21 protein-coding genes are annotated in these 21,909 nt (G+C 63.2%); 5 read left to right on the top strand and 16 right to left on the bottom strand.

Translation table 11 applies throughout. From position 1 onward, the window contains the following. Positions 1 to 135: 135 nt before the first annotated feature. A complete protein-coding gene (glgB, locus tag H2O75_RS10930) occupies positions 136 to 2,334 on the top strand; it encodes a 1,4-alpha-glucan branching protein GlgB (protein WP_259365338.1) in 2,199 nt (732 codons plus the stop codon). Positions 2,335 to 2,392: 58 nt separating this feature from the next. On the opposite strand, the gene H2O75_RS08475 is transcribed toward glgB, so the two are convergent. Then, positions 2,393 to 5,584, bottom strand: a complete 3,192-nt coding sequence (locus H2O75_RS08475) for a DEAD/DEAH box helicase (protein WP_182170831.1) — start codon at positions 5,582 to 5,584, stop codon at positions 2,393 to 2,395. Between the two features lie 162 nt (positions 5,585 to 5,746). Between H2O75_RS08475 and H2O75_RS08480 the strand changes: the two genes are divergently transcribed. Both H2O75_RS08480 and H2O75_RS08485 read left to right on the top strand, forming a co-directional pair. Continuing rightward, positions 5,747 to 6,739 carry a LacI family DNA-binding transcriptional regulator gene (locus H2O75_RS08480; RefSeq protein WP_182170835.1) on the top strand — a complete coding sequence of 331 codons (993 nt, stop codon included), beginning with the start codon at positions 5,747 to 5,749 and terminating at the stop codon, positions 6,737 to 6,739. A gap of 16 nt (positions 6,740 to 6,755) precedes the next feature. After that, complete coding sequence (locus H2O75_RS08485) at positions 6,756 to 8,366, top strand: glycoside hydrolase family 13 protein (protein WP_182170838.1); 1,611 nt, start codon at positions 6,756 to 6,758, stop codon at positions 8,364 to 8,366. On the opposite strand, the gene H2O75_RS08490 is transcribed toward H2O75_RS08485, so the two are convergent. Genes H2O75_RS08490 through H2O75_RS08500 form a run of 3 tightly spaced genes read right to left on the bottom strand, consistent with a single transcriptional unit; the run spans position 8,350 to position 11,442 of the window. Then, on the bottom strand, positions 8,350 to 9,282 hold the full coding sequence (locus H2O75_RS08490) for a co-chaperone YbbN (protein WP_182170841.1): 933 nt from the start codon (positions 9,280 to 9,282) through the stop codon (positions 8,350 to 8,352). The genes H2O75_RS08485 and H2O75_RS08490 overlap by 17 nt on opposite strands. Before the next feature lie 37 nt (positions 9,283 to 9,319). Continuing rightward, a complete protein-coding gene (locus H2O75_RS08495) occupies positions 9,320 to 10,363 on the bottom strand; it encodes a DUF8094 domain-containing protein (RefSeq protein WP_182170844.1) in 1,044 nt (347 codons plus the stop codon). Continuing rightward, the gene (locus H2O75_RS08500) at positions 10,360 to 11,442 is read right to left on the bottom strand and encodes a hypothetical protein (RefSeq protein WP_182170847.1); all 1,083 of its coding nucleotides are present in this window, start codon (positions 11,440 to 11,442) and stop codon (positions 10,360 to 10,362) included. The genes H2O75_RS08495 and H2O75_RS08500 overlap by 4 nt, the downstream gene beginning before the upstream one ends. 131 nt (positions 11,443 to 11,573) lie before the next feature. Here H2O75_RS08500 and H2O75_RS08505 point away from each other — a divergent pair, with 131 nt between their 5' ends. Beyond that, positions 11,574 to 12,794, top strand: a complete 1,221-nt coding sequence (locus tag H2O75_RS08505; protein ID WP_182170850.1) for a coiled-coil domain-containing protein — start codon at positions 11,574 to 11,576, stop codon at positions 12,792 to 12,794. Here H2O75_RS08505 and H2O75_RS08510 read toward each other — a convergent pair. Then, entirely contained in the window at positions 12,791 to 13,264 is a 474-nt protein-coding gene (locus H2O75_RS08510) for an alpha/beta fold hydrolase (RefSeq protein ID WP_182170853.1), read from the bottom strand. The genes H2O75_RS08505 and H2O75_RS08510 overlap by 4 nt on opposite strands. Here H2O75_RS08510 and H2O75_RS08515 point away from each other — a divergent pair. Next, positions 13,257 to 13,544 (top strand): hypothetical protein, encoded by a 288-nt coding sequence (locus H2O75_RS08515; protein ID WP_182170856.1) that lies wholly within the window; start codon positions 13,257 to 13,259, stop codon positions 13,542 to 13,544. The two genes, H2O75_RS08510 and H2O75_RS08515, sit on opposite strands and share 8 nt — an antisense overlap. A 21-nt stretch (positions 13,545 to 13,565) precedes the next feature. On the opposite strand, the gene H2O75_RS11050 is transcribed toward H2O75_RS08515, so the two are convergent. From H2O75_RS11050 to atpB, 11 genes are read right to left on the bottom strand one after another with little or no spacing between them, the layout of a single operon-like run. Further along, the gene (locus tag H2O75_RS11050) at positions 13,566 to 13,877 is read right to left on the bottom strand and encodes an Rv1322 family protein (protein WP_502539607.1); all 312 of its coding nucleotides are present in this window, start codon (positions 13,875 to 13,877) and stop codon (positions 13,566 to 13,568) included. Continuing rightward, positions 13,877 to 14,572 (bottom strand): endonuclease NucS, encoded by a 696-nt coding sequence (gene nucS, locus H2O75_RS08520; protein ID WP_182170859.1) that lies wholly within the window; start codon positions 14,570 to 14,572, stop codon positions 13,877 to 13,879. Before nucS ends, H2O75_RS11050 begins: the two co-directional genes overlap by 1 nt. A 10-nt stretch (positions 14,573 to 14,582) precedes the next feature. Continuing rightward, positions 14,583 to 14,999 (bottom strand): DUF2550 family protein, encoded by a 417-nt coding sequence (locus H2O75_RS08525; protein WP_182170862.1) that lies wholly within the window; start codon positions 14,997 to 14,999, stop codon positions 14,583 to 14,585. Between the two features lie 12 nt (positions 15,000 to 15,011). Continuing rightward, complete coding sequence (locus H2O75_RS08530) at positions 15,012 to 15,287, bottom strand: hypothetical protein (RefSeq protein WP_182170865.1); 276 nt, start codon at positions 15,285 to 15,287, stop codon at positions 15,012 to 15,014. Then, on the bottom strand, positions 15,287 to 16,741 hold the full coding sequence (gene atpD / locus H2O75_RS08535) for a F0F1 ATP synthase subunit beta (RefSeq protein WP_182170868.1): 1,455 nt from the start codon (positions 16,739 to 16,741) through the stop codon (positions 15,287 to 15,289). The genes H2O75_RS08530 and atpD overlap by 1 nt, the downstream gene beginning before the upstream one ends. Before the next feature lie 34 nt (positions 16,742 to 16,775). Next, positions 16,776 to 17,672, bottom strand: a complete 897-nt coding sequence (locus H2O75_RS08540; RefSeq protein ID WP_182170871.1) for a F0F1 ATP synthase subunit gamma — start codon at positions 17,670 to 17,672, stop codon at positions 16,776 to 16,778. A gap of 2 nt (positions 17,673 to 17,674) precedes the next feature. Continuing rightward, positions 17,675 to 19,300 carry a F0F1 ATP synthase subunit alpha gene (atpA, locus tag H2O75_RS08545; protein WP_182170874.1) on the bottom strand — a complete coding sequence of 542 codons (1,626 nt, stop codon included), beginning with the start codon at positions 19,298 to 19,300 and terminating at the stop codon, positions 17,675 to 17,677. Between the two features lie 38 nt (positions 19,301 to 19,338). Then, positions 19,339 to 20,148 (bottom strand): F0F1 ATP synthase subunit delta, encoded by an 810-nt coding sequence (locus H2O75_RS08550; protein ID WP_182170877.1) that lies wholly within the window; start codon positions 20,146 to 20,148, stop codon positions 19,339 to 19,341. Beyond that, a complete protein-coding gene (locus tag H2O75_RS08555; RefSeq protein WP_182170879.1) occupies positions 20,145 to 20,693 on the bottom strand; it encodes a F0F1 ATP synthase subunit B in 549 nt (182 codons plus the stop codon). Before H2O75_RS08555 ends, H2O75_RS08550 begins: the two co-directional genes overlap by 4 nt. Positions 20,694 to 20,695: 2 nt before the next feature. Then, entirely contained in the window at positions 20,696 to 20,908 is a 213-nt protein-coding gene (gene atpE / locus H2O75_RS08560; RefSeq protein WP_182170882.1) for an ATP synthase F0 subunit C, read from the bottom strand. A 41-nt stretch (positions 20,909 to 20,949) separates the two neighbouring features. Continuing rightward, positions 20,950 to 21,867: a F0F1 ATP synthase subunit A gene (atpB, locus tag H2O75_RS08565; RefSeq protein WP_259365236.1), complete on the bottom strand. Its 918-nt coding sequence runs from the start codon at positions 21,865 to 21,867 to the stop codon at positions 20,950 to 20,952. Positions 21,868 to 21,909 lie beyond the last annotated feature (42 nt).

Here is a 21,909-nt window from a genome sequence, read left to right on the forward strand (position 1 = left end):
GCGGAGGTCCCCGGCCCACTGCCCGCCGCGGGGCACGAACAGCCAGAGCCTGCCCCGCCGTCTGCACCCACGCCATTCGGCGCCGGAGCAGACGTAGACGGACTAGCATCGAATCAACAGGGGAAAGAGGTCATCATGAAGCATGTTCCAGGAGAAGTTTCGCCGGACGTTCTCGCGTCCGTGGCATATGGCGACTACCACGCCCCGCACGATATTCTCGGCCCACATCTTGTCGACGGCACGCTGACCATTCGAGTCATCCGTCATCTCGCCGTGTCCGTCACGATCATCACGGAGTCCGGAGAGTTCGAAGCGGAACACGAATACAACGGCGTGTGGGTTGCGGCGTTCGGCGCCGACAAGGTCCCGGACTACCGTGTCCGAGCGACATACTCGGAGCAGCTCGTCACGACAACAGACGATCCGTACAGGTTCCTGCCCACGATCGGCGAACTCGACCTCTACCTCTATGGGGAGGGCCGCCACGAGCAGCTGTGGCGTGTCCTCGGCTCTCACGTGAGGGAATACGACTCCCCGCTCGGGGTCACGAGAGGCGCCTCGTTCGCAGTGTGGGCGCCCAATGCTCGAGCGATACGGGTTGTCGGCGACTTCAACCATTGGAGCGGGAAAGCGCACGCTATGCGCAGCCTGGGTTCCTCGGGCGTGTGGGAGCTCTTCATCCCGGGCGCTGAAGCAGGCCAGGGCTACAAGTACGAGATCCAATACCAGGACGGCTCCTGGCATCAGAAGGCGGACCCGATGGCACGTCGGACGGAGCTGCCTCCGCTCACCGCGTCTGTCATCACGAAGGCGGAGTTCGAGTGGGACGATGATGAGTGGTTGGATCGCCGCACGGCGACCAACCCCCTGACCGGCCCCGTCTCCATCTACGAAGTCCATCTCGGCTCGTGGCGTCTCGATCTCGACTTCAGGGAGCTCGCGGAACAGCTCGTCGGACATGTCACCTACCTGGGATTCACCCACGTGGAGTTCATGCCTGTCGCAGAACACCCGTACGGTCCGTCCTGGGGCTACCAGGTGACGTCCTATTATGCTCCGACGGCACGGTTCGGGACGCCCGATGAGTTCCGCTATCTCGTCAACGCCCTCCACAAGGCCGGCATCGGTGTCATCATGGACTGGGTTCCGGCCCACTTCCCGAAAGACGCATGGGCGCTGGCACGCTTCGACGGCACTCCCCTCTACGAGGATCCGGATCCGTCCCGCGGGGAGCACCCCGACTGGGGAACTCTCATCTTCAACTACGGTCGCCACGAGGTGCGCAACTTCCTCGTCGCCAACGCCCTGTACTGGCTGGAAGAGTTCCACATCGATGGCATCCGTGTCGATGCTGTCGCCTCTCTCATCTACCTCGACTATTCCCGCAAGGAAGGCCAGTGGCGTCCCAACATCTATGGCGGGCGCGAGAACCTGGAGGCGATCGCCTTCCTTCAGGAGACGAACGCGACCGCCTACCGGAACCATCCCGGCATCATGATGATCGCTGAAGAATCCACGTCGTGGCCGGGCGTGACGGCCATGACCGATGGTGGTGGACTCGGCTTCGGACTGAAATGGAACATGGGGTGGATGAACGACACTCTCAGGTACCTGGCTGAGGAACCCATCAACCGGCGATACCACCACGGAGAGATCACGTTCTCGCTCGTCTACGCGTTCTCGGAGCAGTTCCTCCTGCCGATCTCACACGATGAGGTCGTCCACGGCAAGGGCTCCCTGTATTCGAAGATGCCGGGCGATGATTGGCAGAAGCGCGCAGGCGTTCGCTCACTCCTCGCCTACCAGTGGGCACATCCCGGCAAGCAGCTCCTCTTCATGGGTCAAGAGTTCGCTCAGATCAGCGAATGGAGCGAGTCGAAGGGCCTCGACTGGTGGCTGACAGACAACGCCAACCACGATCAGGTGATGGCGATGGTCGCCGATCTCAACAAGGTTTATGTCGAGCATCCCGCGCTCTGGTCGGATGACTTCAGCAACCATGGCTTCGAATGGATCGACGTCTCCGACGGTGACCACAACACCCTGACGTTCCTGCGCAAGTCTGCCGATGAGCAGGACTGGCTCGTCGCGATCGTCAACTTCGCGGGAACACCACACGAGAACTATCGTGTGGGACTTCCCTTCCCGGGCGAATGGGACGAGGTGCTCAACACCGACGATCTCAAGTACGGCGGTTCCGGTGTCACCAACGGCATCGTTAACGCCGAGCCGATCGGCTGGAACGGACGCGCCCACTCGGCGGCCCTGCGGGTTCCCCCGCTCGGCGTGGTCTACCTCAGCCCGAAGGATGCTCGGAAGCCCCAGCTGCCGTAAACGGAGGTGCCCCGCTGGGGGCACCTCCTCCGGCTCATAGCCGCAGAATAGCCTGCTGTCAGGCGGCTACCCTCGCGACGTTGAAGAGCTCCGCCGGCATCGCCCTCTCGAGCTTCCACGTGATGTGCATGGGCTGTGAGCCCTCGTGGTCCATGTAGGAGACGGGGCCGAGGAAGACGTAGGGCTCGATTCCATCTGGGATCTCCTGGCTGGTCTTCGTCCTGCGCACGAAGAGGAGCGGGGTGCGCGCGTCCTCCCCCAGACCCCGATACATGAGCCCCTTCCTGCTGTCCGGAGTTGTCGAGTTCTGCGAGTCCCACGCGAATTCCCGATCGGTCAGTGCGTAGTCCTTGTACATCGTCTGAGGCGAATAGTGCTTCTCGTTCTTCTCGAGAGTCACGAGGAGAGCGACAGCATCCACTGTCGCAGACTCGAGGACGCCCTCGACGAACGACGAGGGGATGCGGGACGTTTCGTGAGCGGCGAGACCGGCGAAGAGTTCTTCGCGCGAGTAGACGCCGTGCGTCATCAGCGGCGATTTCCCTTCGAGTAGACGTTCGGGGCGGATCACCCGCCGCTCGGTTTCCTCGACGATCCGCCATACCTGCTCGAGTTCATCCGCGACAGCCGGATAGCGTCGCAGCCTCTCAAGCGCCTCATCAAGGGTGAACCTTTCGGATGATGGAGTGAACCTTCCCGTCATCCACACCGAGAACACGAGCATCCATGCAAGGCGCCGTTCCACCTCCCCCATGCCCCGTTCGCTCTGTGTTCCGCGGAGAAGACGCAGATAGCCCGTCTGGCGCACGGGGTCGTTGACGTGGGTCAAGGCGTGGACTCGGTTGTTGATGTCGATGAACGCGTCGTCTGCGAAGAGGTCGGCCAGACTGTCCTCGACGCCGGACTGTGAGAGCGCATAGTTCCAGGTGCATCGAATGGCTTTTCCGCCTCGGGATCTCGACTGCTTCCCCCGATAGATCGTCGCGAAGCTGTGACCATAGGCTAAGAGGAAATCGGGGAGGAACTCGACGGGCCGCCTCGTACCGTCGGACACCACAAGCTCTCGGACCTGCTCGAACAGTTTCGGGCGGGAGATCGACAGGGACTGCTTGATGTTCGCAATCACGTGCTGCTGTGTGATCTCGTCGAGCTCGACGCTGCACCCGGCCGGGAGGTCCGGGAAGCCGCCCGTGACGGCATGTGCGGTCAATCGCCCGCCCCTCACAAAAGCCTTATATTTTTTCTCGAACCTGTACAGCCCTGAATGGTTGCCGACGAAGTCGAGAACGGTGAGCACGCTCTTTCGCGGTGCTCGGCGCAGGCCGCGTCCCAGCTGCTGCTGGAACAGTGTCGGCGATTCGGTCGGCCGGAGCATGAGGAGCGTGTCGACGTCGGGGATATCCACGCCTTCGTTGAAGATGTCGACGGTGAAGATCACGGCTAGCGGATCATCGTCGGATCGGAGCCTCTCGATCGCATCGATTCGGTCCGCCTCCGGGTCTTCGCCGACGAGCGACACGGCCGCTATTCCGAGCCGGTTGAAGGCCTCCGCCATGAAGCGCGCGTGAACCTTGGAGGCGCAGAAGCCGAGCGCCTTCATGCGCTTCGGGTCCGCCACCTTGAGATCGAGCTCTTCGGCAATGATGCGGAGGCGCGTCTTGCCCTGGGAGCCTTCCTCATCGTCGACATAGATCTGGTTGAGCGCTTCCGTCTCGTATGCTCCGCGGGTGACCTTGAGCCGTGACAGGTCGGTGCCATCATCGATCCCGAAATAGTGGAAGGGCACGAGCAGGTCCGCGTCGAGAGCATCCCACAGTCTGAGCTCTGTCGCGATCCTGCCGTCGAAGAACTCCTCGGCAACGTCAACACCGTCACCGCGCTCGGGGGTGGCAGTGAGACCGATGAGCTCCTTCGGTTCCAGATAGTCGAGGACCGCGCGATAAGTTGCCGCATCGGCGTGGTGGAACTCGTCGATGATGACGATATCGAAGTGATCGCGCGGGAGGGACGTGAGCCAGCCGCGACTCAGGGACTGTATCGATGCGAAGACATGGTTCGTGTCCCTCGGGCGTGCACCGCCGACCAGCATGTCGCCGAAGGACCGCTTCCTCATGACGGCCTGGAACGCCTGCCTGGCCTGGGTGAGGATCTTCTCCCGGTGGGCGACGAAAAGGAGGGTCGGACTGTGGAGCGTCTCTGAGAGCGCACGGAAGTCAAGAGCTGACAGGATCGTCTTCCCTGTACCGGTCGCCGCGACGACGAGGTTCCTGTGATGACCTCTGCTTCGCTCTGCCGCGAGGTGGTCGAGCATGAGGGCCTGGTGCGGACGCGGGTAGACGTCGAGGAATGTCATATCCAGCGCGGCGAGTGTGCGCTTGTCACCGTCCGTCGCCCGTCGCAGTGCTCTGTCGAGTTCGTCTCGCTGATCTGGCTCGTACGTGACGAACTCGGGGTTGCTCCAGTAGCTGTCGAACGTCGCGCGAAACTGCGACAGGACCCCTGGGGTCAATGCGTTCGAGAGGCGTACGTTCCACTCCAACCCGTCAGTCATCGCCGCCGCGGACAGGTTGGACGATCCGACATATCCCGTGCTGAACCCCGAATCCCTCTCGAAGAGCCAGGCTTTGGCGTGAAGACGCGTCGTCGTGGTCAAGTAGCTGACCTTTACCTCCGCCCCCATGTCATGGAGGATGTGAACCGCTTTCGCGTCTGTCGCACCCATGTACGTTGTCGTGATGACCCTCAATGGCACGCCCCGCGCACGAAGCTCCGCCAACGCCTTCCATAGGACGTTGATGCCGCTGACCTTGAGGAAGGAGCAGAGCAGATCGACTCTATCGGCGCTCGCCATCTCCCTCACGATCTCTCGGCTGAGTGACGGCTGCTGCGGCCCATTCGTCAAGAGAGCAGCATCCGATAGCGGTGTCTCGGGACGTAGGATCCGGCGTGACTGAGAGGGCCGGAGCGCGACAAGCTGCCTCAGCTCTCCCTTCGCACCCCAACGGATCGCATCGTCAGGCTGAATACCCGCGAGGGCCTGGTTCACGATGTCAACGCGATCCTTTTTATCCGCTAGCTTCAGCCGTTGCTCCAGCTGCGCCGCAACGTAGCGGGACAGAACAGATATTCTTTCGGCCTCATCGACCTCGGCCCAATCTGCCTGTGCCTGCGGAGGAAAACGGTGAGTGGGCAGCGCTGCCGACTCGACGAGCTCGTATAGTCCGAAGGGAAGCGCATCATCGTCGTTCATAAGCGCAGCCTAGCAATGAGAGCTGCAGGTTTCCGCTCCGATCGCCGCTCGTTTCATCGCGACCACGCGTGGCAAACAGCGGTATTCCTCCGGTCTATCATCCCCGCCGTTCCATTCCGTTGCAGTCCGTTACACTGGGCACAACTGAATGGTGAGGGGATAATGGCGAACCGGATCCGTCTTGCGGATGTTGCGGTCAGGGCTGGTGTCTCGACCGCAACCGTCTCTCGCGTGCTCAACGGGAAGTCGAGTGTCGCAGCCAGCACGCGGCAGACCGTGCTCGATGCTCTCGATGCTGTGGGTTTCGATCGCCCGCATCAGGCGAAGGAACGGCCACAGCTCGTCGGTGTGGTAGCCCCTGAGCTCACCAATCCGATTGCCCCACATTTCGTCCAGGAATTGGAGAGTCAGCTGTCTGCGGCGGGCTGCGCGCCCGTCCTGAGCACGCATGCGATCGGCAAGGACGACGCCTACCTCCGTCTCCTTCTCGACACTGGGGTATCGGGAATCATCTTCCTTGCGGGACGGAGCGCCGGGCCGGGTTCCGACAGCGATCGACAGCTCATCGATGTTCCGTATGTGACGATCAATGGCTGGAATCCGACTATTGGTGTTCCGGACTTCTCTTCAGACGACGTCGAGGCGATCAAAGACTCTGTCCGTCATCTGCACCATGCTGGCCACCGTCACATCGGGCTCATGACCGGTCCTGAAAGGTTCCGGAATGTGCAGGACATGGCGATCGGCTACCGCCAGGCGATGCTGGAGCTCTGCCCCGACGTCGATCAGCATGTCATCCACAGCCTGTTCTCGATCGAGGGCGGCCAGCTTGCCGCCGACCAGCTGCTCGATCATGACATCACGGGCATCATCTGCGGGTCGGACGTCATGGCCCTGGGTGCTATCCGACAGATCCGTCAGCGGGGCCTTGCAGTGCCCGAGGACGTGTCGATCATCGGCTACGACGATTCCCCCCTCATGGCCTTCACAGATCCTCCACTGACAAGCAACAGGCAGCCAGTGCGGCAGATCGTGTCCGGGGCAGTCGAAACGCTGATTGAGCTCATGTCGGGAAGCAACCCGCCGCGAGTGCCCGTGTCGTACCGAACCGAGCTCATTACTCGTGGATCATCCGGCTCCGCGCCAAAACGCTAGCCGGTACGATGAGGGAATGACAACAAATCAATGGTGGCGATCGGCTGTCATCTACCAGGTATACCCCCGTTCCTTTAAGTCGAGCGGCGGCCCCGTCGGAGACCTTCGCGGCATCACCGAGAAGCTCGACTACATTGCGTCCGTCGGCGTCGACGCCGTCTGGCTGTCGCCCTTCTTCCGGTCTCCGCAGAACGATCACGGCTACGATGTGAGCGATTACAGGGATGTTGATCCACTGTTCGGCACACTCGCCGATGCTGAGGCGATGATTGCGCGAGCCAACGAGCTCGGCCTGAAGATCATCGTCGATCTGGTGCCCAACCACACGTCGAATGAGCATCCGTGGTTCCAGGAGGCCCTTCACGCAGCCCCTGGTTCACCTGCCCGCGAGCGCTACTGGTTCAGGGATGGGAGGGGCGAGTCGGGCGAGCTGCCTCCCACGGACTGGGAGAGCGTGTTCGGGGGCCCGGCATGGACGAGGGTGGATGATGGTCAGTGGTATCTGCACCTGTTCGATACGAGCCAGCCTGACCTGAACTGGGAGAATCCCGAGGTGCGGGAGGAGTTCGAGTCGATCCTCCGGTTCTGGCTCGATCGGGGCGTTGCGGGCTTCCGTGTCGATGTGGCGCACGGTCTCATGAAGGATCCGGCCCTCCCGGATTGGCGTCATCAGTGGGCGATGGTGACGGGGCAGGAGGAGAACGATATCCCGCCCGCCCCGATGTGGGACCGGGATGCCGTCCACGAGATCTATCGTTCGTGGCGTCCCATTCTCGATGAGTACGGCGCGATGATGTGTGCGGAGGCGTGGGTCATTGACGATGCTCGACGCTCTCTCTACGTCCGGGGCGATGAGTTCCATCAGTGCTTCAACTTCTCCTTCCTCGCATCGCCGTGGACTGCTGAAGATCTGAGGTCGACGATCCGCCGCTCGTACGAGGTGAACCGTAAGGTGGGCGCACCGACAACGTGGGTGCTGTCCAATCATGATGTTGTCCGCATCGCGTCGCGCCTCGGCCTTGAGCAGACTGGCAAGGGCCCGAACGGGATCTATGCCCACGATCCCCAGCCCGACCTGGAGCTCGGGGTGAAGCGTGCGCGTGCCGCCCACCTTCTCATGCTCGCCCTGCCCGGCTCGGCGTACCTGTACAACGGCGAAGAGCTCGGCCTGCCCGAACACACGGCTCTCCCCGATAGTGCGCGCCAGGATCCGACGTTCTTCCGCACGACGGGATTGGAGGCGGGACGGGATGGATGCCGGATTCCGCTGCCCTGGGCCTCGACAGAACCGGGTGCGGGATTCTCCCCCGATGGTCAGACCTGGCTGCCTCAGCCTGAGGGCTGGGCCGAGTATGCGGTGGATCGCCAAGACGACGATCCCGAGTCCTACCTGAACTTCATGCGTGCCGCTCTCGCGAACCGTTCCCGGTTCGCCATGGCGGAGGCCACGATCCACGATGAGTCGTCTGAAGGCGTTCTGGACTACCGCGTGGGCGACGTCCGTGTCATCACCTGCTTCGACGACGAAGCACCCGTCCCTCAGGGGTGGCGGGTGCTCCTGTCGTCGTCTCCCGTGACGGACACGATTGGTCCGGACACGACGGTGTGGCTCACATCAGGGCGTTAGCGAGCTGCTTGCGCGCCTCGGTGACGAGCGGTTCGTGGATGCCGATGATGCTGAAGAGCTCGATGAGCCTCAGTCGGACACGATCTCGCTCGTCACCAGTCACGTGACGGATGACGCCCAGCAGGCGCGTGAGCGCCGCCTCGGGCCGCTGGATGGCGATCTCCATGTCGGCCGCCAGCAGGTGCGTCTCGATGTCCGTCTGCTCTGCGGTCGCCGCGACCGCGAGGACGTTCTGCGGGTCTCGGCCTGAGATGCGCTGGAAGAGCTCGACCTGGATGAGGCCCACCTTCGATGCTTCATCGCCGGGGTTGTCCTTGATGGCCAGGGTGTAGGCTTCGTGCGCCGCGTCGAGGTCTCCCCTGTCGAGTGCTGCCCGTGCCTCTTTGACATGTGGGGGCAGATCGGGCTCCGGAAGCGTGCCGTTCTCATCGCCGTCGAGCACGCCGCTCACGCCGAGCTGCTGTGATGCCTGCAGGACGCTGTCGAGTGCCTTCGTGACATCCTCTGGTCCCGCCGTGCCCTGGAACAGCGGCACGGGGTTGCCTCCGAGGACTGCCACGGTCGAGGGCACTGCCTGGATCTGGAAGGCTTGTGCGATCTGGCGTTCCGTATCGGCGTCGACCGTCCCGAGGCCGATCGCACCGTTCCTTCTCACGATCTCGGAGCTCAGGAGCTTCGCAAGCGTTTGGGATCCCTCGGAGCGTGCCGAGTGGAAGACGATGACGAGCGGCACGTGGAGGGACAGCTCGAGGAAGGACTGGAAGTTCTCCATCGTCAGCTCGCGAACGAACGGGCCGGGAACGACCTCGATGCCGTCCTTCGTCATCAGCTGTTCCTTCACCCTCTCCTGCTCTTTGGCGGGCGCGAGCGCGGACAGATCGACTGCCCCTCGAATGTTCAGCGGTGATTGGGTCATCCGTATCGTTTATCCTCTTCTATCTGCCGGGCGGATCTCAGTCCGGGCTGTTGTCGGCATTGTCGGTGACGTTGGTCAGTTCTGGGGTGGACGCCGCGATGATCTGGACGTTCCCTCCGCCCTTCGGCGGAATATAGAACGCGACTGTCACGAAGTACGTCGACGTCAGGGTTCCCTGGACATCGTATGTCGAATCGGCTTCACCGGTCATCCACTGCGCAAGCTCGTCACCCACCGTAATGGTCGAACCGGCTGTCGTCCGGTTGATGGTGACATCGTATTCGAACGCTCCCATCGTCACAGCGCCCCCGTCTTCCGTCGCCATCGACAGCGGGCCGTGGTTGAGTGCACGGCCGGCGAGTGCAACGTCTCCCGTGCCGCCGAGGGATTCGGTGATGGAGTCGCGCTGGGCGTACAGGGACGTCGTCAGCGGGTCCTCTTCGAACGTCACGTCGGTCTCCCCGCCCTGCAGCCTCATCGCGAACTCCGTGACGGCCTGCTCGGGGCTCGTCGCGATCGTCTCCGCGAACGTCTTGGCGATGGCATCCGTGTCGGTCGCGAACGTGATATCGACATCGGCTGGCACCAGATCGGCCGCGCCCCACAGTTTGTAGTTCTGGCGTCCGTTGGACTGGGAGAGGACCAGCAGCTGGTCGTTCGCGCCCGTCTCCGCGTTCGCTGTGAACACCATGGCGACACGGGGGAAGTCCGTTGATGTGCTCCACGTCGAGTCCGCATCGGTCGTCGAGATCGATTCGAGCCCCTCATCGCCGAAGCGCGCAGCATTGGCGAACATGGAGTCGAGCATGAGCTTCGCGGGTCCGCCCACACGGTCGAGGACGTTCGCGGTCGAGCGCTCGGTGTATGCGGTCTCCAGCGCCAGCGAGATCCCCTCGAGGACCTGATCGGCCCGTTGCGATTGGCTCGCTCCGTTGTCGCTGACTGTCTCGTCAGTCGCCTCCTCCGACCCGGAGGGGGTCTGGACGATGGGGGTGGGGAGTTCGTCGGGCGCTGTCGAGCATGCCGACAGGACGAGGCCTACCGACAGGGCAAGCGCCCACTGCTTCCTCTGTGTCTTCATCTGTCCTCCTTCGGGCCGAAGCCCCACAGAGAGCGCCATTCCGAAGATGTTGGCCCGTCTGCTCTGTCGTCCTGTGCGTCTGCCGCGGACTCCGAGTCTGGCTCGCCCACGTCCGCTACCGTTGTCCATTCTTCCACCTGGTCGACGTTTTCCCCTTCCCCGGCACTGGTCGCGCCCAGGGAATCTTCAGCACCAGTATTATCCGGATCGTCTTCCGCGGCATCGCCCTCGGAATCGCCGGCGAGATCATGGTCGTCGGAGACGTCGTGATCGGGACCGTGGCCTGACCGAGGCGGAAATATGCCGGCCCCGAATGCGCCGCCCGTCTCGCCCCGGATGTCGTCGCGCGGAACGGACTCGGATCCCGTTGGCTCTCCCTCGTCGAGGGTGATGGCCGCCATGACAGATGTCTCCGTCGCATCAGCCTCCCTGCGGCGTTCAGTCCGCTCGCGCAGCTCCCTGCGCCGCTCCACAACGGCACGCTCCTGGGCATGGTGCACGAAGAGCGCGCTGCCCGCGGCGAGGAGGACGATCCCTGCGATCATGAGCGGGATCGCCCACGGTGTCGACACGTCTCGCTCCCACGTCATGGTCAGCTCTGGAGTGGTGCCGTCCTGACCGACCGCGATCACGGACCAATCGCCGTCCGGGACGACGAAGTACAGTTCGACCGAGTCCTCAGCTGCAATGAGATTCCTGGGGTCGAAAAGATCGGAGCCCTGGAGGGATAGCGGCTCCTCGGGGGCGGTGCTGTCTGCCGGCTCCTCCACCGAGAGCGCTGTCCAGCTGGACAGACCGGTGATCGACGCGTGCGGTTCGTCTCCGAGCCAGATGGTCGCGATATCGCTGCTCGCCACCGCCATCTCAACCACCGTCCCCGGCGCCCGCGCCGTGACTCGGACTGTGTCGTTGACGAGCTCGAGCACTCCTGGGTCCGTGGCGATGATGCCTGACTGGGATGTGGTGGCCGATGTGGCCTCTACGGTGGGGCTCGGCTTCCACCACGTGACAGAGCCGACGCCGACAACCATCAGCGCCATACCAACGACCAGCATGATAGCTGCAATGAGTCGTCTCACGTCGTTCCTCCTCGGTCTATAATCAGTGCCCCAGCTTAGTTGTATAACGATTTCATAAAGTAGTCTTTTGCGAAGAGCGTACTCAGTTTCACATACAGCAAGGCTACCGCCCGCGCCTGCACAGTAGGCTGGTGGGAGAATACGAAAGGATCGCCATGGAGGAATCTCCGCAGTTCCCGATTGTCATGCGCGGATATGATCGCGCGCAGGTCGATCAGAAACTCCACTCTCTGAGCTCATCTCTCACGGAGACGAGAAGCCAGGTCGCGAGGCTCGACGGGGAGGTCTTGAAGCTGTCCGGAGAGCTCGCCGAAGCTCGACGGGAACTGGCTGAGAACGACCGCCCGTCCTACTCCGGTCTCGGTGCACGGGTCGAGCGCCTCCTCCGATCGACCGAGGAGCAGTCCCTCGACATCGTGACCCGGGCGAATGCCGACGCGGAACGAACCCTCAACCGGGCAGGCGAACAGGCCGCCGCCATGACCGACAGTGCTGAACGTCAGGCGGCAGAGCTCCTCGCGAAGGCGCGTCGCGACGCGGAAGACGAGACCGCGTCCGCTTCGGCGGCGGCCGCCGCCGAGCTCGACAATGCTCGGATCAAGGCCGAAGAGCTCGTGTCGTCCGCTGAGAGGGAAGCCCACAGGCTTCGGACCGAGGCGCAGGCCTACATCGCCGAGATCCGTTCGAAGGCCGAGTCCGAGACTCGTTCCCTTCGCACCGCGACAGAAGACGACCTGGCACGTGCACGCTCCGAACAGGAGCGGACGCTTGCGGATGAGCTCGCAGCGCATCGGACGAGGATTGCCGAGGAATCATCGGCACACAATGCCCGCCTGGCCGAGGAGGTGACGGAGCAGCGTGACCGTCTCGCTCGAGAGCAGGCTGAACACGACCGTCGCCTTGCCGCGGAGACCGCGGACCATCGAGAGCGTCTCACCGGGGAGGCGAAGAGATCTGCCGACACGCTCGCGCAGGAGGAGGCGAACCAGCGGCAGCTGATCGCCGACATGGTGTCGGAGGCCGAGGCCAAAGCATCGGATGCTGAACGTCGACTCTCGGAGGCGGTCGCTCGCGCCGAGAACCTTCGCACCACGTCCCAGGCCGATGCGTCGACAAGGATCGCGCACGCGACGGCCGAGGCCGAGGAGGTCCTGGCCGATGCTCGGACGCAGGCTGGCGCAATTCTCGCGGAAGCGAGGGAATCTGCCCGCCTTGAACGTGAATCCGTGGCCGAACACGTCGCCCATCTCACGGCGCAGCGAGACTCCCTCACCTCCTACCTGGAGGATATTCGGGCACTGCTCCACTCCGACCAGGAGAAGATGCTGACGGACCTGACGGAGGAGAGCTAGAGCAGGTCTGCGAGTTCTCGAGGCTTCTCGAGCGCGGTGAAATGCCCGGCACCGGGGATGGTGTGGACCGATGCGGCGCCCCGGTAACGGTTGGCGAGATCTGACATCATGTCCGCCGTGCACGCCGCATCCTCTAAACCTCTGATGAGGGTGAGGGGGCCGTCGAAGGAATCGATGAGGGGGCGCCTGTCCGGGCGCCCCGCCATCGCCCTCTGGATCCACGCGAGAGAGTCGGGCCGGACCTCCGCGAGGCGCCGTTTCACATCCTCATAGACGTCCGCCCGGTCTTGCCGGGTCTCCCTCGACGTCATCGTCTCCGCCATCCCCAGCACGGTCGATGTGTCTCCCGAATCAGCTCGAATAGCCGCGTCGAGACGCTTCTGTCGTGCGGCCTCCGTGTCCGCACCGATGTTGGTGTCCATGAGGATGAGCCCTGCAACGAGGCTCGGTGCCTGCTCGAGGATGCTCATCGCCACCGCCCCTCCCATCGACAAAACCGCCGATGGTGCAGCGGTCGATGCCGAGCTCGCGAAGGTCGGAGATCACTGCCGCGGCATACGTGTCAAGGCTCGGCTGCTCCGCTCCGAGCGCGTCATCGATGGTCGAGGCGGGCGGGGACTGGCCGAAGCCCGGCGCATCGACCGTCAAGACCGCCTCCAGATGGGTTCTCAGCCGATCGAACATGGTCGAGTCGAGCGGCATAGCGTGCAGGAGCAGGAGGGGATCTCCGGTCCCTGTCTGGCGATATGAGAGGTAGGTCATAGCCCTACTCTAGTCAGAAAAAGTATCCCCGAGTATCTCGCGCCCGCCAGCAGGCACTATGCCAATGCCGTCTGTTCTCGATGCCGACCTCGGGGCCCCACAGGGGGTGTCCTCGGTCCAGGCGACGACGTGCGGTGTGCCGATCCTGATGATCTGCTGGCAGCCCGGACACCGATATTCCTTCGCACCGGAGGGGATGGAGCGGACCTGGAAGATTCTGCCCCCTGGCCCTGTCTCCCGGCGCACTCCCCCGGTCGCACGGTCGATGTTGAGCGGTATGTGCCCGTCGCCGTATGGCCGCTTCCGAGATCTCTTCCCCATCAGAACAGTCGATCCTCGACGTCGTCAGTCCCCTTCATTGCACCGTAGTCGAGCAGAAGGCAACGGATTCCCCGGTCCTCCGCCAATACTCGTGCCTGCGGCTTGATCTCCTGCGCGGCGAAGATCCCGGTGACGGGTGCGAGCAGGGGGTCTCTGTTCAGGAGCTCCAGGTACCGGGTGAGCTGCTCGACGCCGTCGATCTCTCCCCGCCTCTTGACCTCGATCGCCACGTGGGCGCCGTCCGCGTCTTTCACCATGAGATCGACAGGGCCGATCGCGGTGGGAAACTCCCTGCGGACGAGGCGCGTGCCGGGGCCGACAAGATCCACCTGCTCTGCGAGCAGCTCCTGCAGGTGTGCTTCCACGCCGTCTTTGACGAGGCCGGGATCCTGGCCAAGCTGGCAGTCCATCTCGTCGAGGATGGTGAAGATGCGGATGTGCAGAGCATCGTTCGTCTTCGCGTTCGCAACAAGCCAGATCTGGGAGACGCCGGCGTCACGCTCCTCCTCCGTGACGTCGAGGATCGTCAACGTACACGGGGCGCTCATCCAGTTGAGCGGCTTGTACGATCCCCCATCGGAGTGGATGAGGACGGATCCATCCGCCTTCATCATGATGAGGCGGGGAGCCTTGGGGAGATAGGCGTCGAGACGGCCTGAATAGTCAACGGAGCATTCTGCAAAGACAACACGCACGCCCCCCAGTCTACATAGCGGTCGGTTCCTCCGTGGGACGGGCCCCGTCCATCCACCCCACGAGGCCTGCCATCGACGACGTGGACATGGCCCACAGGAGGTCCTGGCCGTTGCAGGTGAGGTGGACGACGATCGTCCCGGCGCTCTCGTCGCGCTGATGGTAGTCGACGATAGAGAGGCGGTGCCGGGAGAAAGAGAGGGCGGGCTTGCGGGACAGGGAGCCTGCCCGGTACCAGGTGATGTATTCCGCTCCGAAAACGGCGATGCCCGAGCGCCACACGCCAGTTCCCATCTCGCTCACGGCGGTCTGGAATGAGCCCACGCGGCGGTAGAGCGCCCTCGTGCGCAATGCGGCCCAGAAAAGAATAACCCCGGCCACGATGAGCATGGCGATGACGACGCCAAACACAACAGCCGGGGTATTCATAGGTTTTCCGATCTAGTCGTCTAACTCCTCTAGATCAAGATAGTTATCTCCCGCGTCGTCGACAACAATTGTCACGACGTCGGTGTCAACGACCACGAATCCGAGAGGAATGTCGAAGGACTTCTCCGTTGACCCTGATCCTACTCGAACTGTGCCCGGTCGGAGGACGGCAAGCAACGGTTCGCGACCATCGAGAATGCCGAGCTCGCCATCGAAAGCAGGGACGACGACGGAGTCGGCTTCGCCGCTCCAACTGTCCCCGCTACGTGCGACGATATCGACCTTCATCAGTTCTCGTCCTCGATCTCACGGGCGCGACGCTCGAGGTCCTCGATGCCGCCGATGTTGAAGAACGCCTGCTCGGGAACATGATCGTAGTCGCCTTCGCAGATGCGGCGGAAGGCTTCCACCGTCTCCTCCACGGGAACCGTGGAGCCTTCGACGCCCGTGAACTTCACGGCCGTGTAGGTATTCTGCGACAGGTACTGCTCGATTCGGCGGGCACGTGCAACCGTGACCTTGTCCTCTTCGCCGAGCTCGTCGACGCCGAGGATCGCGATGATGTCCTGCAGCTCCTTGTTCTTCTGGAGGATCGACTTCACCCTCGTCGCCACATCGTAGTGCGCCTGGCCCACGTACTGGGGGTCGAGGATGCGGGAGGTGGACGCAAGCGGATCGACGGCCGGGTACAGGCCGCGCGACGCGATGTCCCGAGACAGCTCGGTCGTCGCATCCAGGTGCGCGAACGTCGTGGCGGGAGCCGGGTCCGTGTAGTCATCGGCGGGGACGTAGATCGCCTGCAGGGAGGTGATCGAATGTCCGCGGACGGAGGTGATGCGCTCCTGGAGCTGACCCATCTCGTCCGCAAGCGTCGGCTGGTAGCCCACGGCGGACGGCATGCGGCCGAGAAGCGTCGATACCTCGGAGCCTGCCTGCGTGAAGCGGAAGATGTTGTCGATGAAGAGCAGCACCTCCTGGTTCTGGACGTCACGGAAGTACTCCGCCATCGTCAGCGCCGACAGCGCGACACGCAGACGCGTGCCCGGCGGCTCGTCCATCTGGCCGAACACGAGTGCCGTCTTGTCGAAGACGCCCGCCTCTTCCATTTCGACGATGAGGTCGTTGCCCTCACGGGTGCGCTCGCCGACACCGGCGAACACCGAGACACCGCCGTGGTCCTGCGCAACGCGCTGGATCATTTCCTGGATAAGAACCGTCTTGCCGACGCCGGCGCCGCCGAAGAGGCCGATCTTGCCGCCGAGGACGTACGGGGTCAAGAGGTCGATGACCTTGATGCCGGTCTCGAACATCTCGGTCTTCGATTCGAGCTCATCGAAGCCCGGGGGATTGCGGTGGATCGGCCAGCGCTCCGTCACCTCGAGGGTCTCACCCTCAGCAAGGTTGAGGCATTCGCCGGTCACGTTGAACACGCGTCCGAGGGTGATGTCGCCGACGGGCACGGAGATCGGGGCACCCGTGTCCGTCACTGTCGCGCCGCGGACGAGACCGTCCGTGGGCTTGAGGGCGATGGCGCGGATGATGTTGTCGCCGAGGTGCTGGGCAACCTCGAGCGTCAGCGTCGTCGAGCCAGAGCCCTCGCCCTGTGCGGACAGGTCAAGGGTGGTGGTGAGCGCGTTGTTGAGCGCCGGGAGCTGGTCAGCTGCAAACTCGACGTCGACGATGGCGCCGATGACGCGGACGATCCGGCCGACGCCCGTCGAGGTCTCGGTAGTGGCAGTCATTGTTTCTTCCTTCACTTGGCCAAGGGCCGGGGTTCTAGCTGGCGTTCTCGAGCGCGTCAGCACCCGAGATAAGCTCAGTGATTTCTGTCGTGATCTCGGCCTGGCGAGCGTTGTTGGCCAGTCGCGTGTAGTCCTCGATGAGGTCCCGTGCGTTTTCGGTCGCGGAGTGCATGGCCTGCTGGCGAGCGGCAAGCTCGGAAGCGGCGGCCATGAGGAGAACAGCCTGGATGCGCTGCGAGACGTACATCGGAAGCAGCGCGTCGAAGACTTCTTCGGCTGATGGTTCGAACTCGTAGAGCGGAAGCTCCTGCGTCTCCTCGTCACTGCCCTCGACAACCTCGAGGGGAAGCATGCGGCGCACCTGCACCGTCTGCTTCACCATGTTGATGAAGCGCGTGAACACGACGTGGATCTCGGCAACTCCCCCGTCCTCAGCATCGGCGAGGAAGCGGTGCAGCATCTCCTCGGCAATCTCGTGCGCCACCTCGGGCGACGGATTGTCCGAGGATCCCGTCCACACCCGCTCCATGTGCACCTTGCGGAACTTGAAGAAGGATTCTCCTCGACGTCCGTAGACGTAGAGAACGGGTTCCTTCCCCTCCTCCTTCAGGGACTGGATGCGGGACTCGGCTTCGCGGAGCACGGAGGACGAGTAGGCGCCTGCCATGCCGCGGTCCGATGTGACGACAAGAATCGCGACGCGGTTCGTGTCGGTCCGGTGGGTGATGAGGGGATGCTGGAGATCGGTGACGCTGCTGGCAACGGTCGCGATCGAACGGATCAGGGCACGAGTGTACGGATCCTGCCCCTGCGCCTTATCGCGTGCTTTGCCGATACGCGAGGATGCAATGAGCTCCATGGCGCGGAAGACCTTTTCGAGAGTCTTCGTCGCCCGGATCTTCTGCTTATAAACTCGCTGCGAGCCTGCCACGGTCAGCCCCTCTTCGAGCGGACGATCTGCTCGGTTTCTTCTTCGGCTTCCGGCTCGGGCAGGTCTTCGGTGTCGACGTCCTTCGACGCGATGAATTCCTTCTGGAACTCTTCGACGCCCTTGCGGAGCTCCGCCTCGGTCTCGTCGTCGAGCTTCCCGGTCTCCCGGATCGCTGATAGAGCCGTCGTATTGTGGCGCAGGTAGTCGAGCAGTCCGGACTCGAAGGCATGCACCTTGTCGACCGGGATGACATCCAGGTAGCCGTTGGTGCCGGCCCACACGGACGCGACCTGGTCCTCCACCGCGTACGGGGTGTACTGGGGCTGCTTGAGGAGCTCCATGAGACGCTCACCGCGAGTCAGCTGGCGGCGTGTCGCAGCATCGAGATCGGAGGCGAACATGGCGAACGCTTCCTGCGCACGGTACTGGGCCAGCGTGATCTTCAGAGTGCCCGAGACCTTCTTCATCGCCTTGATCTGCGCGTCGCCGCCCACGCGGGACACGGAGATGCCGACGTCCACGGCGGGACGCTGGTTGGCGTTGAACAGGTCCGACTGGAGGAAGATCTGACCATCCGTGATCGAGATGACGTTCGTCGGAATGTAGGCCGACACGTCGTTCGCCTTCGTCTCGATGATCGGCAGACCCGTCATCGAACCGCCGCCCAGCTCATCCGAGAGCTTGGCGCACCTCTCGAGGAGGCGGGAGTGTAAGTAGAAGACGTCGCCCGGGTAGGCTTCGCGGCCCGGCGGGCGGCGCAGCAGGAGGGAGACGGAACGGTAGGCCTCAGCCTGCTTCGACAGATCATCGAAGATGATGAGGACGTGCTTGCCGCTGTACATCCAGTGCTGCCCGATGGCGGAACCGGTGTAGGGGGCAAGGTACTTGAAGCCGGCCGGATCGGAGGCCGGTGACGCAACGATCGTCGTGTACTCGAGGGCGCCTGCCCGTTCGAGAGTACCGCGGACGGATGCTATGGTGGAGCCCTTCTGACCGACCGCGACGTAGATGCAGCGCACCTGCTTGTTCGGGTCGCCCGACTCCCAGTTCTCCTTCTGGTTGAGGATGGCGTCGATAGCGAGAGCGGTCTTGCCGGTCTGGCGGTCGCCGATGAGAAGCTGGCGCTGGCCGCGACCGATCGGGATCATGGCGTCGATGGCCTTGATGCCGGTCTGGAGGGGCTCGTGGACCGACTTCCTCATCATGACGCCGGGGGCCTGAAGCTCGAGGGCGCGACGTCCGTCGATGCCGTCGATCTCGCCCTGGCCGTCGATCGGCTGACCCAGCGGGTCGACGACGCGACCCAGGTAGCCGTCGCCTACGGGGACGGAGAGGACTTCGCCGGTACGGCGAACTTCCTGTCCCTCTTCGATACCCGAGAAGTCGCCGAGGACGACGCAACCGATCTCTCGGTCCTCCAGGTTCATGGCCAGGCCCTCGGTACCATCCTCAAAGCGGAGAAGCTCGTTCGCCATGGCGCCGGGAAGGCCTTCTACGCGGGCAATCCCGTCCGCCGTCATGGTGACGTGACCGACCTCTTCCGTGAGCGCCGCTGCAGGCTCGTACGAATTGACGAAACTGTCGAGCGCTGCCCGGATGTCCTCGGGCTGGATTGTCAGCTCAGCCATTGATATTCCTTTTCTCTGCGGGTTACCGCAAGTGTCTTTCAGTCCGTGAAAACGGACTTCACGTTATTGATGCGGGAGGCGAGCGAGCCGTCGATGACGTCCGCCCCGATGACGATGCGAAGACCGCCGATGATCTCGGGATCCACGCCCACGTGGATCTCGACGGGCTTGTCGTAGCGCTGCGACAGGAGGGCCGTGAGGCGCGCTTCCTGATCGGATTCGAGCGGCTGGGCCGCTGTCACGATAGCGACAAGGTGCTCGCTTCTCCGCCCCGCATCAGACACCCAATGGCGCAGCTGCGGGATGATCGACGAATCTGTCGACACTGCGTGCTTGATCAGGGCAACCGTCTCGGGAGTCCAGCCGCCGAAGATTCGGCCAGCCAGCTCGTGACGGCGTCCCAGGCTGGACCCGCGCTCCTCGAGGGAACGGCGGAGGGTACGTTCAGTCCCTAACACCTGGGAAGCCCTGTACAGCTCCTCCTCGACGGCGTCGAGACGGTTCTGGTACTGCGCCGACATGAGCAGAGTCTCCACTCCGGTCAGCGTGATCGCTTCGATGATGTCTTTCGCGGCAGAGACGCGTTCCCGCGATAGTCCCGCGACGTAGTCGGTGACTTCGCCGGAGACTTTCCCTGACAAGACACTCCGGGCCAGCTCGGCACGAGCATCTCCCGACCGTGCTGGGTCGGTGATGGCCCGGACGAGAGCTGAGGAGCCCGTGAGAACGTCGCTGACGGCGAAGAACTCATCGGCCCACCGGATCGCTTCGGAGGGCTGATGTGCGACAACCCCTTCCCACGACCGGAGCATACGCTCCAATGCCTGTTCGCTGGCCTGTCGCATCATGCCTCCGTGTTCGCGGGGGTCGATGCCTCAAGCTCGTCGAGGAAACGGTCGACGACCTGGCGAGAGATCTCGCGGTCGGCGACATTGGCCTGGACGATACGTCCGGCAAGAGTCGTGGCGAGAGAGCCGACGTCGGTGCGGAGGGAGCCCTCCGCGGCAGCGCGGTCGGCTTCGATCTGGCGATGAGCCTGATCGAGGATCCGCTGTGCCTCGGCGTTAGCCTTCGATCGAGCATCCGCGACGATCGACTTGGCGTTCTCCTGTGCGTCCTCGCGGATGCGGGCCGCGTCCTTACGGGCGGAGGTCACCTCGTCTGCGAGTTGCTCGCGCTCTGACTTGATTTCTTCTCGTGCTCGTTCGGCCGCCAGAAGACCTTCTTCGATCTTGTCGTGACGCTCATCGAGCGTTGCGATAAAGGTCGGCCATGCCTTCTTGTAGACGACCCACGCGACAGCGACGAACGCAACCGTTCCCCACAGAAGATCGTAGGAGGCTGGAACGAGCAGCGAGGGGTCCCAGTTGAACCACTCGGAGCTGGAGTTCATGATCAGAATACGAAGCCAGCTGCGAAGCCGATGAGGCCGAGAGCCTCAACGAATGCCATGCCAAGGAACATGTTGACGCGCAGGAACGACTTGATTTCGGGCTGCCGTGCGGAGGCTTCCTGCGTCTTTGCGACGAGCATGCCGATGCCGATAGCAGGGCCGGTTGCGGCGATGCCGTAACCGATGGTTGCGATGTTACCGAAGACAGAATCCATTGTTGCGATTTTCCTTTATTGTTGGGTGGTTGACCGGAAGCTCAGTGTTCCTCGATCGACAGCGAGATGTACACCGCGGCGAGGAGAGCGAAGATGTAGGCCTGGAGCCCTGCGACGAGGATCTCGAACACGACGACTGCGATACCGCCGAGGAGGGTGACTGTGCCGGCAAGGACGCCGGTCACCCCTCCCATCGAGAAGTAGAGTGCGTGCGTTGCGCCGAAGCAGAGGACGAGGAGAAGGTGGCCTGCCACCATGTTGGCGAGCAGACGGATGACGAGCGTGGCGGGGCGGACGATGAAGTTCGAGAGGAACTCAATCGGTGTCATGAGGATGTAGACGGGTCCCGGCACGCCGGCTGGCATGAGCTGCGACTTGAAGTATCCTCCGACGCCGTGCACGCGAATACCTGCGGCGATGAAGAGGACATAGGCGAAGATCGCGTAGATGATCGGCATGCCGATCAGAGACGTGGAGGCGATATGCAGGCCGGGGATGACACCGGTGATATTCATGAAGAAGATCCCGAGGAACATCGTGGCCAGGGCCGGCAGGTAGCGGCCGGCCTTCTCTTCGCCGATGACTTCGTAGCCGATCGACTTGCGGATGAAGTCGAAGATGTATTCCACTGCGGACTGCGCACGGCCAGGGACGAGCTTGGCGCGCTTCGCGTACAGGAGGCAGATGATGACGATGACGGCAACCGAGATGAGGCGCGCCATGATGATGCGGTTGATCGCGAAGGGAGTTCCCGCGAAGAGGAACGGCTCAGGGAAGAACTCGTCCATCGTCGGTGCGTGGAAGCCGGAATCCTCCGCGGCGGCAGTGAGGCGCCCGTACTGGGCAGCGAGCTCAAACGAGGCGTTTGCGAACAGGATGGCCCCCAGAAGAACGTGTATGGAGTGGGCGACGAGCGGTGTTCGGCATAGAACATGCGTCGCCCGAGCGGACGGTCCCAATAGTAACTGATTTAGCCCTGGTGTGGTGAGCGTTCCGCCACG

The organism is Flaviflexus equikiangi (assembly GCF_014069875.1).
Lineage (GTDB): Bacteria > Actinomycetota > Actinomycetes > Actinomycetales > Actinomycetaceae > Flaviflexus > Flaviflexus equikiangi.

What these genes read in the sequence shown, in the direction of transcription:
- H2O75_RS08490 (WP_182170841.1), bottom strand. Translation starts at nt 9,282, where the DNA reads ATGACCCAATCACCGCTGAACATTCGAGGGGCAGTCGATCTGTCCGCG.
- H2O75_RS08475 (WP_182170831.1), bottom strand. Translation starts at nt 5,584, where the DNA reads ATGAACGACGATGATGCGCTTCCCTTCGGACTATACGAGCTCGTCGAG.
- glgB (WP_259365338.1), top strand. Translation starts at nt 136, where the DNA reads ATGAAGCATGTTCCAGGAGAAGTTTCGCCGGACGTTCTCGCGTCCGTG.
- H2O75_RS08555 (WP_182170879.1), bottom strand. Translation starts at nt 20,693, where the DNA reads ATGAACTCCAGCTCCGAGTGGTTCAACTGGGACCCCTCGCTGCTCGTT.
- H2O75_RS08485 (WP_182170838.1), top strand. Translation starts at nt 6,756, where the DNA reads ATGACAACAAATCAATGGTGGCGATCGGCTGTCATCTACCAGGTATAC.
- atpE (WP_182170882.1), bottom strand. Translation starts at nt 20,908, where the DNA reads ATGGATTCTGTCTTCGGTAACATCGCAACCATCGGTTACGGCATCGCC.
- atpD (WP_182170868.1), bottom strand. Translation starts at nt 16,741, where the DNA reads ATGACTGCCACTACCGAGACCTCGACGGGCGTCGGCCGGATCGTCCGC.
- H2O75_RS08550 (WP_182170877.1), bottom strand. Translation starts at nt 20,148, where the DNA reads ATGATGCGACAGGCCAGCGAACAGGCATTGGAGCGTATGCTCCGGTCG.
- H2O75_RS08480 (WP_182170835.1), top strand. Translation starts at nt 5,747, where the DNA reads ATGGCGAACCGGATCCGTCTTGCGGATGTTGCGGTCAGGGCTGGTGTC.
- H2O75_RS08510 (WP_182170853.1), bottom strand. Translation starts at nt 13,264, where the DNA reads ATGAGCATCCTCGAGCAGGCACCGAGCCTCGTTGCAGGGCTCATCCTC.
- H2O75_RS11050 (WP_502539607.1), bottom strand. Translation starts at nt 13,877, where the DNA reads ATGGGGAAGAGATCTCGGAAGCGGCCATACGGCGACGGGCACATACCG.
- H2O75_RS08515 (WP_182170856.1), top strand. Translation starts at nt 13,257, where the DNA reads ATGCTCATCGCCACCGCCCCTCCCATCGACAAAACCGCCGATGGTGCA.
- H2O75_RS08530 (WP_182170865.1), bottom strand. Translation starts at nt 15,287, where the DNA reads ATGAAGGTCGATATCGTCGCACGTAGCGGGGACAGTTGGAGCGGCGAA.
- H2O75_RS08525 (WP_182170862.1), bottom strand. Translation starts at nt 14,999, where the DNA reads ATGAATACCCCGGCTGTTGTGTTTGGCGTCGTCATCGCCATGCTCATC.
- H2O75_RS08495 (WP_182170844.1), bottom strand. Translation starts at nt 10,363, where the DNA reads ATGAAGACACAGAGGAAGCAGTGGGCGCTTGCCCTGTCGGTAGGCCTC.
- atpA (WP_182170874.1), bottom strand. Translation starts at nt 19,300, where the DNA reads ATGGCTGAGCTGACAATCCAGCCCGAGGACATCCGGGCAGCGCTCGAC.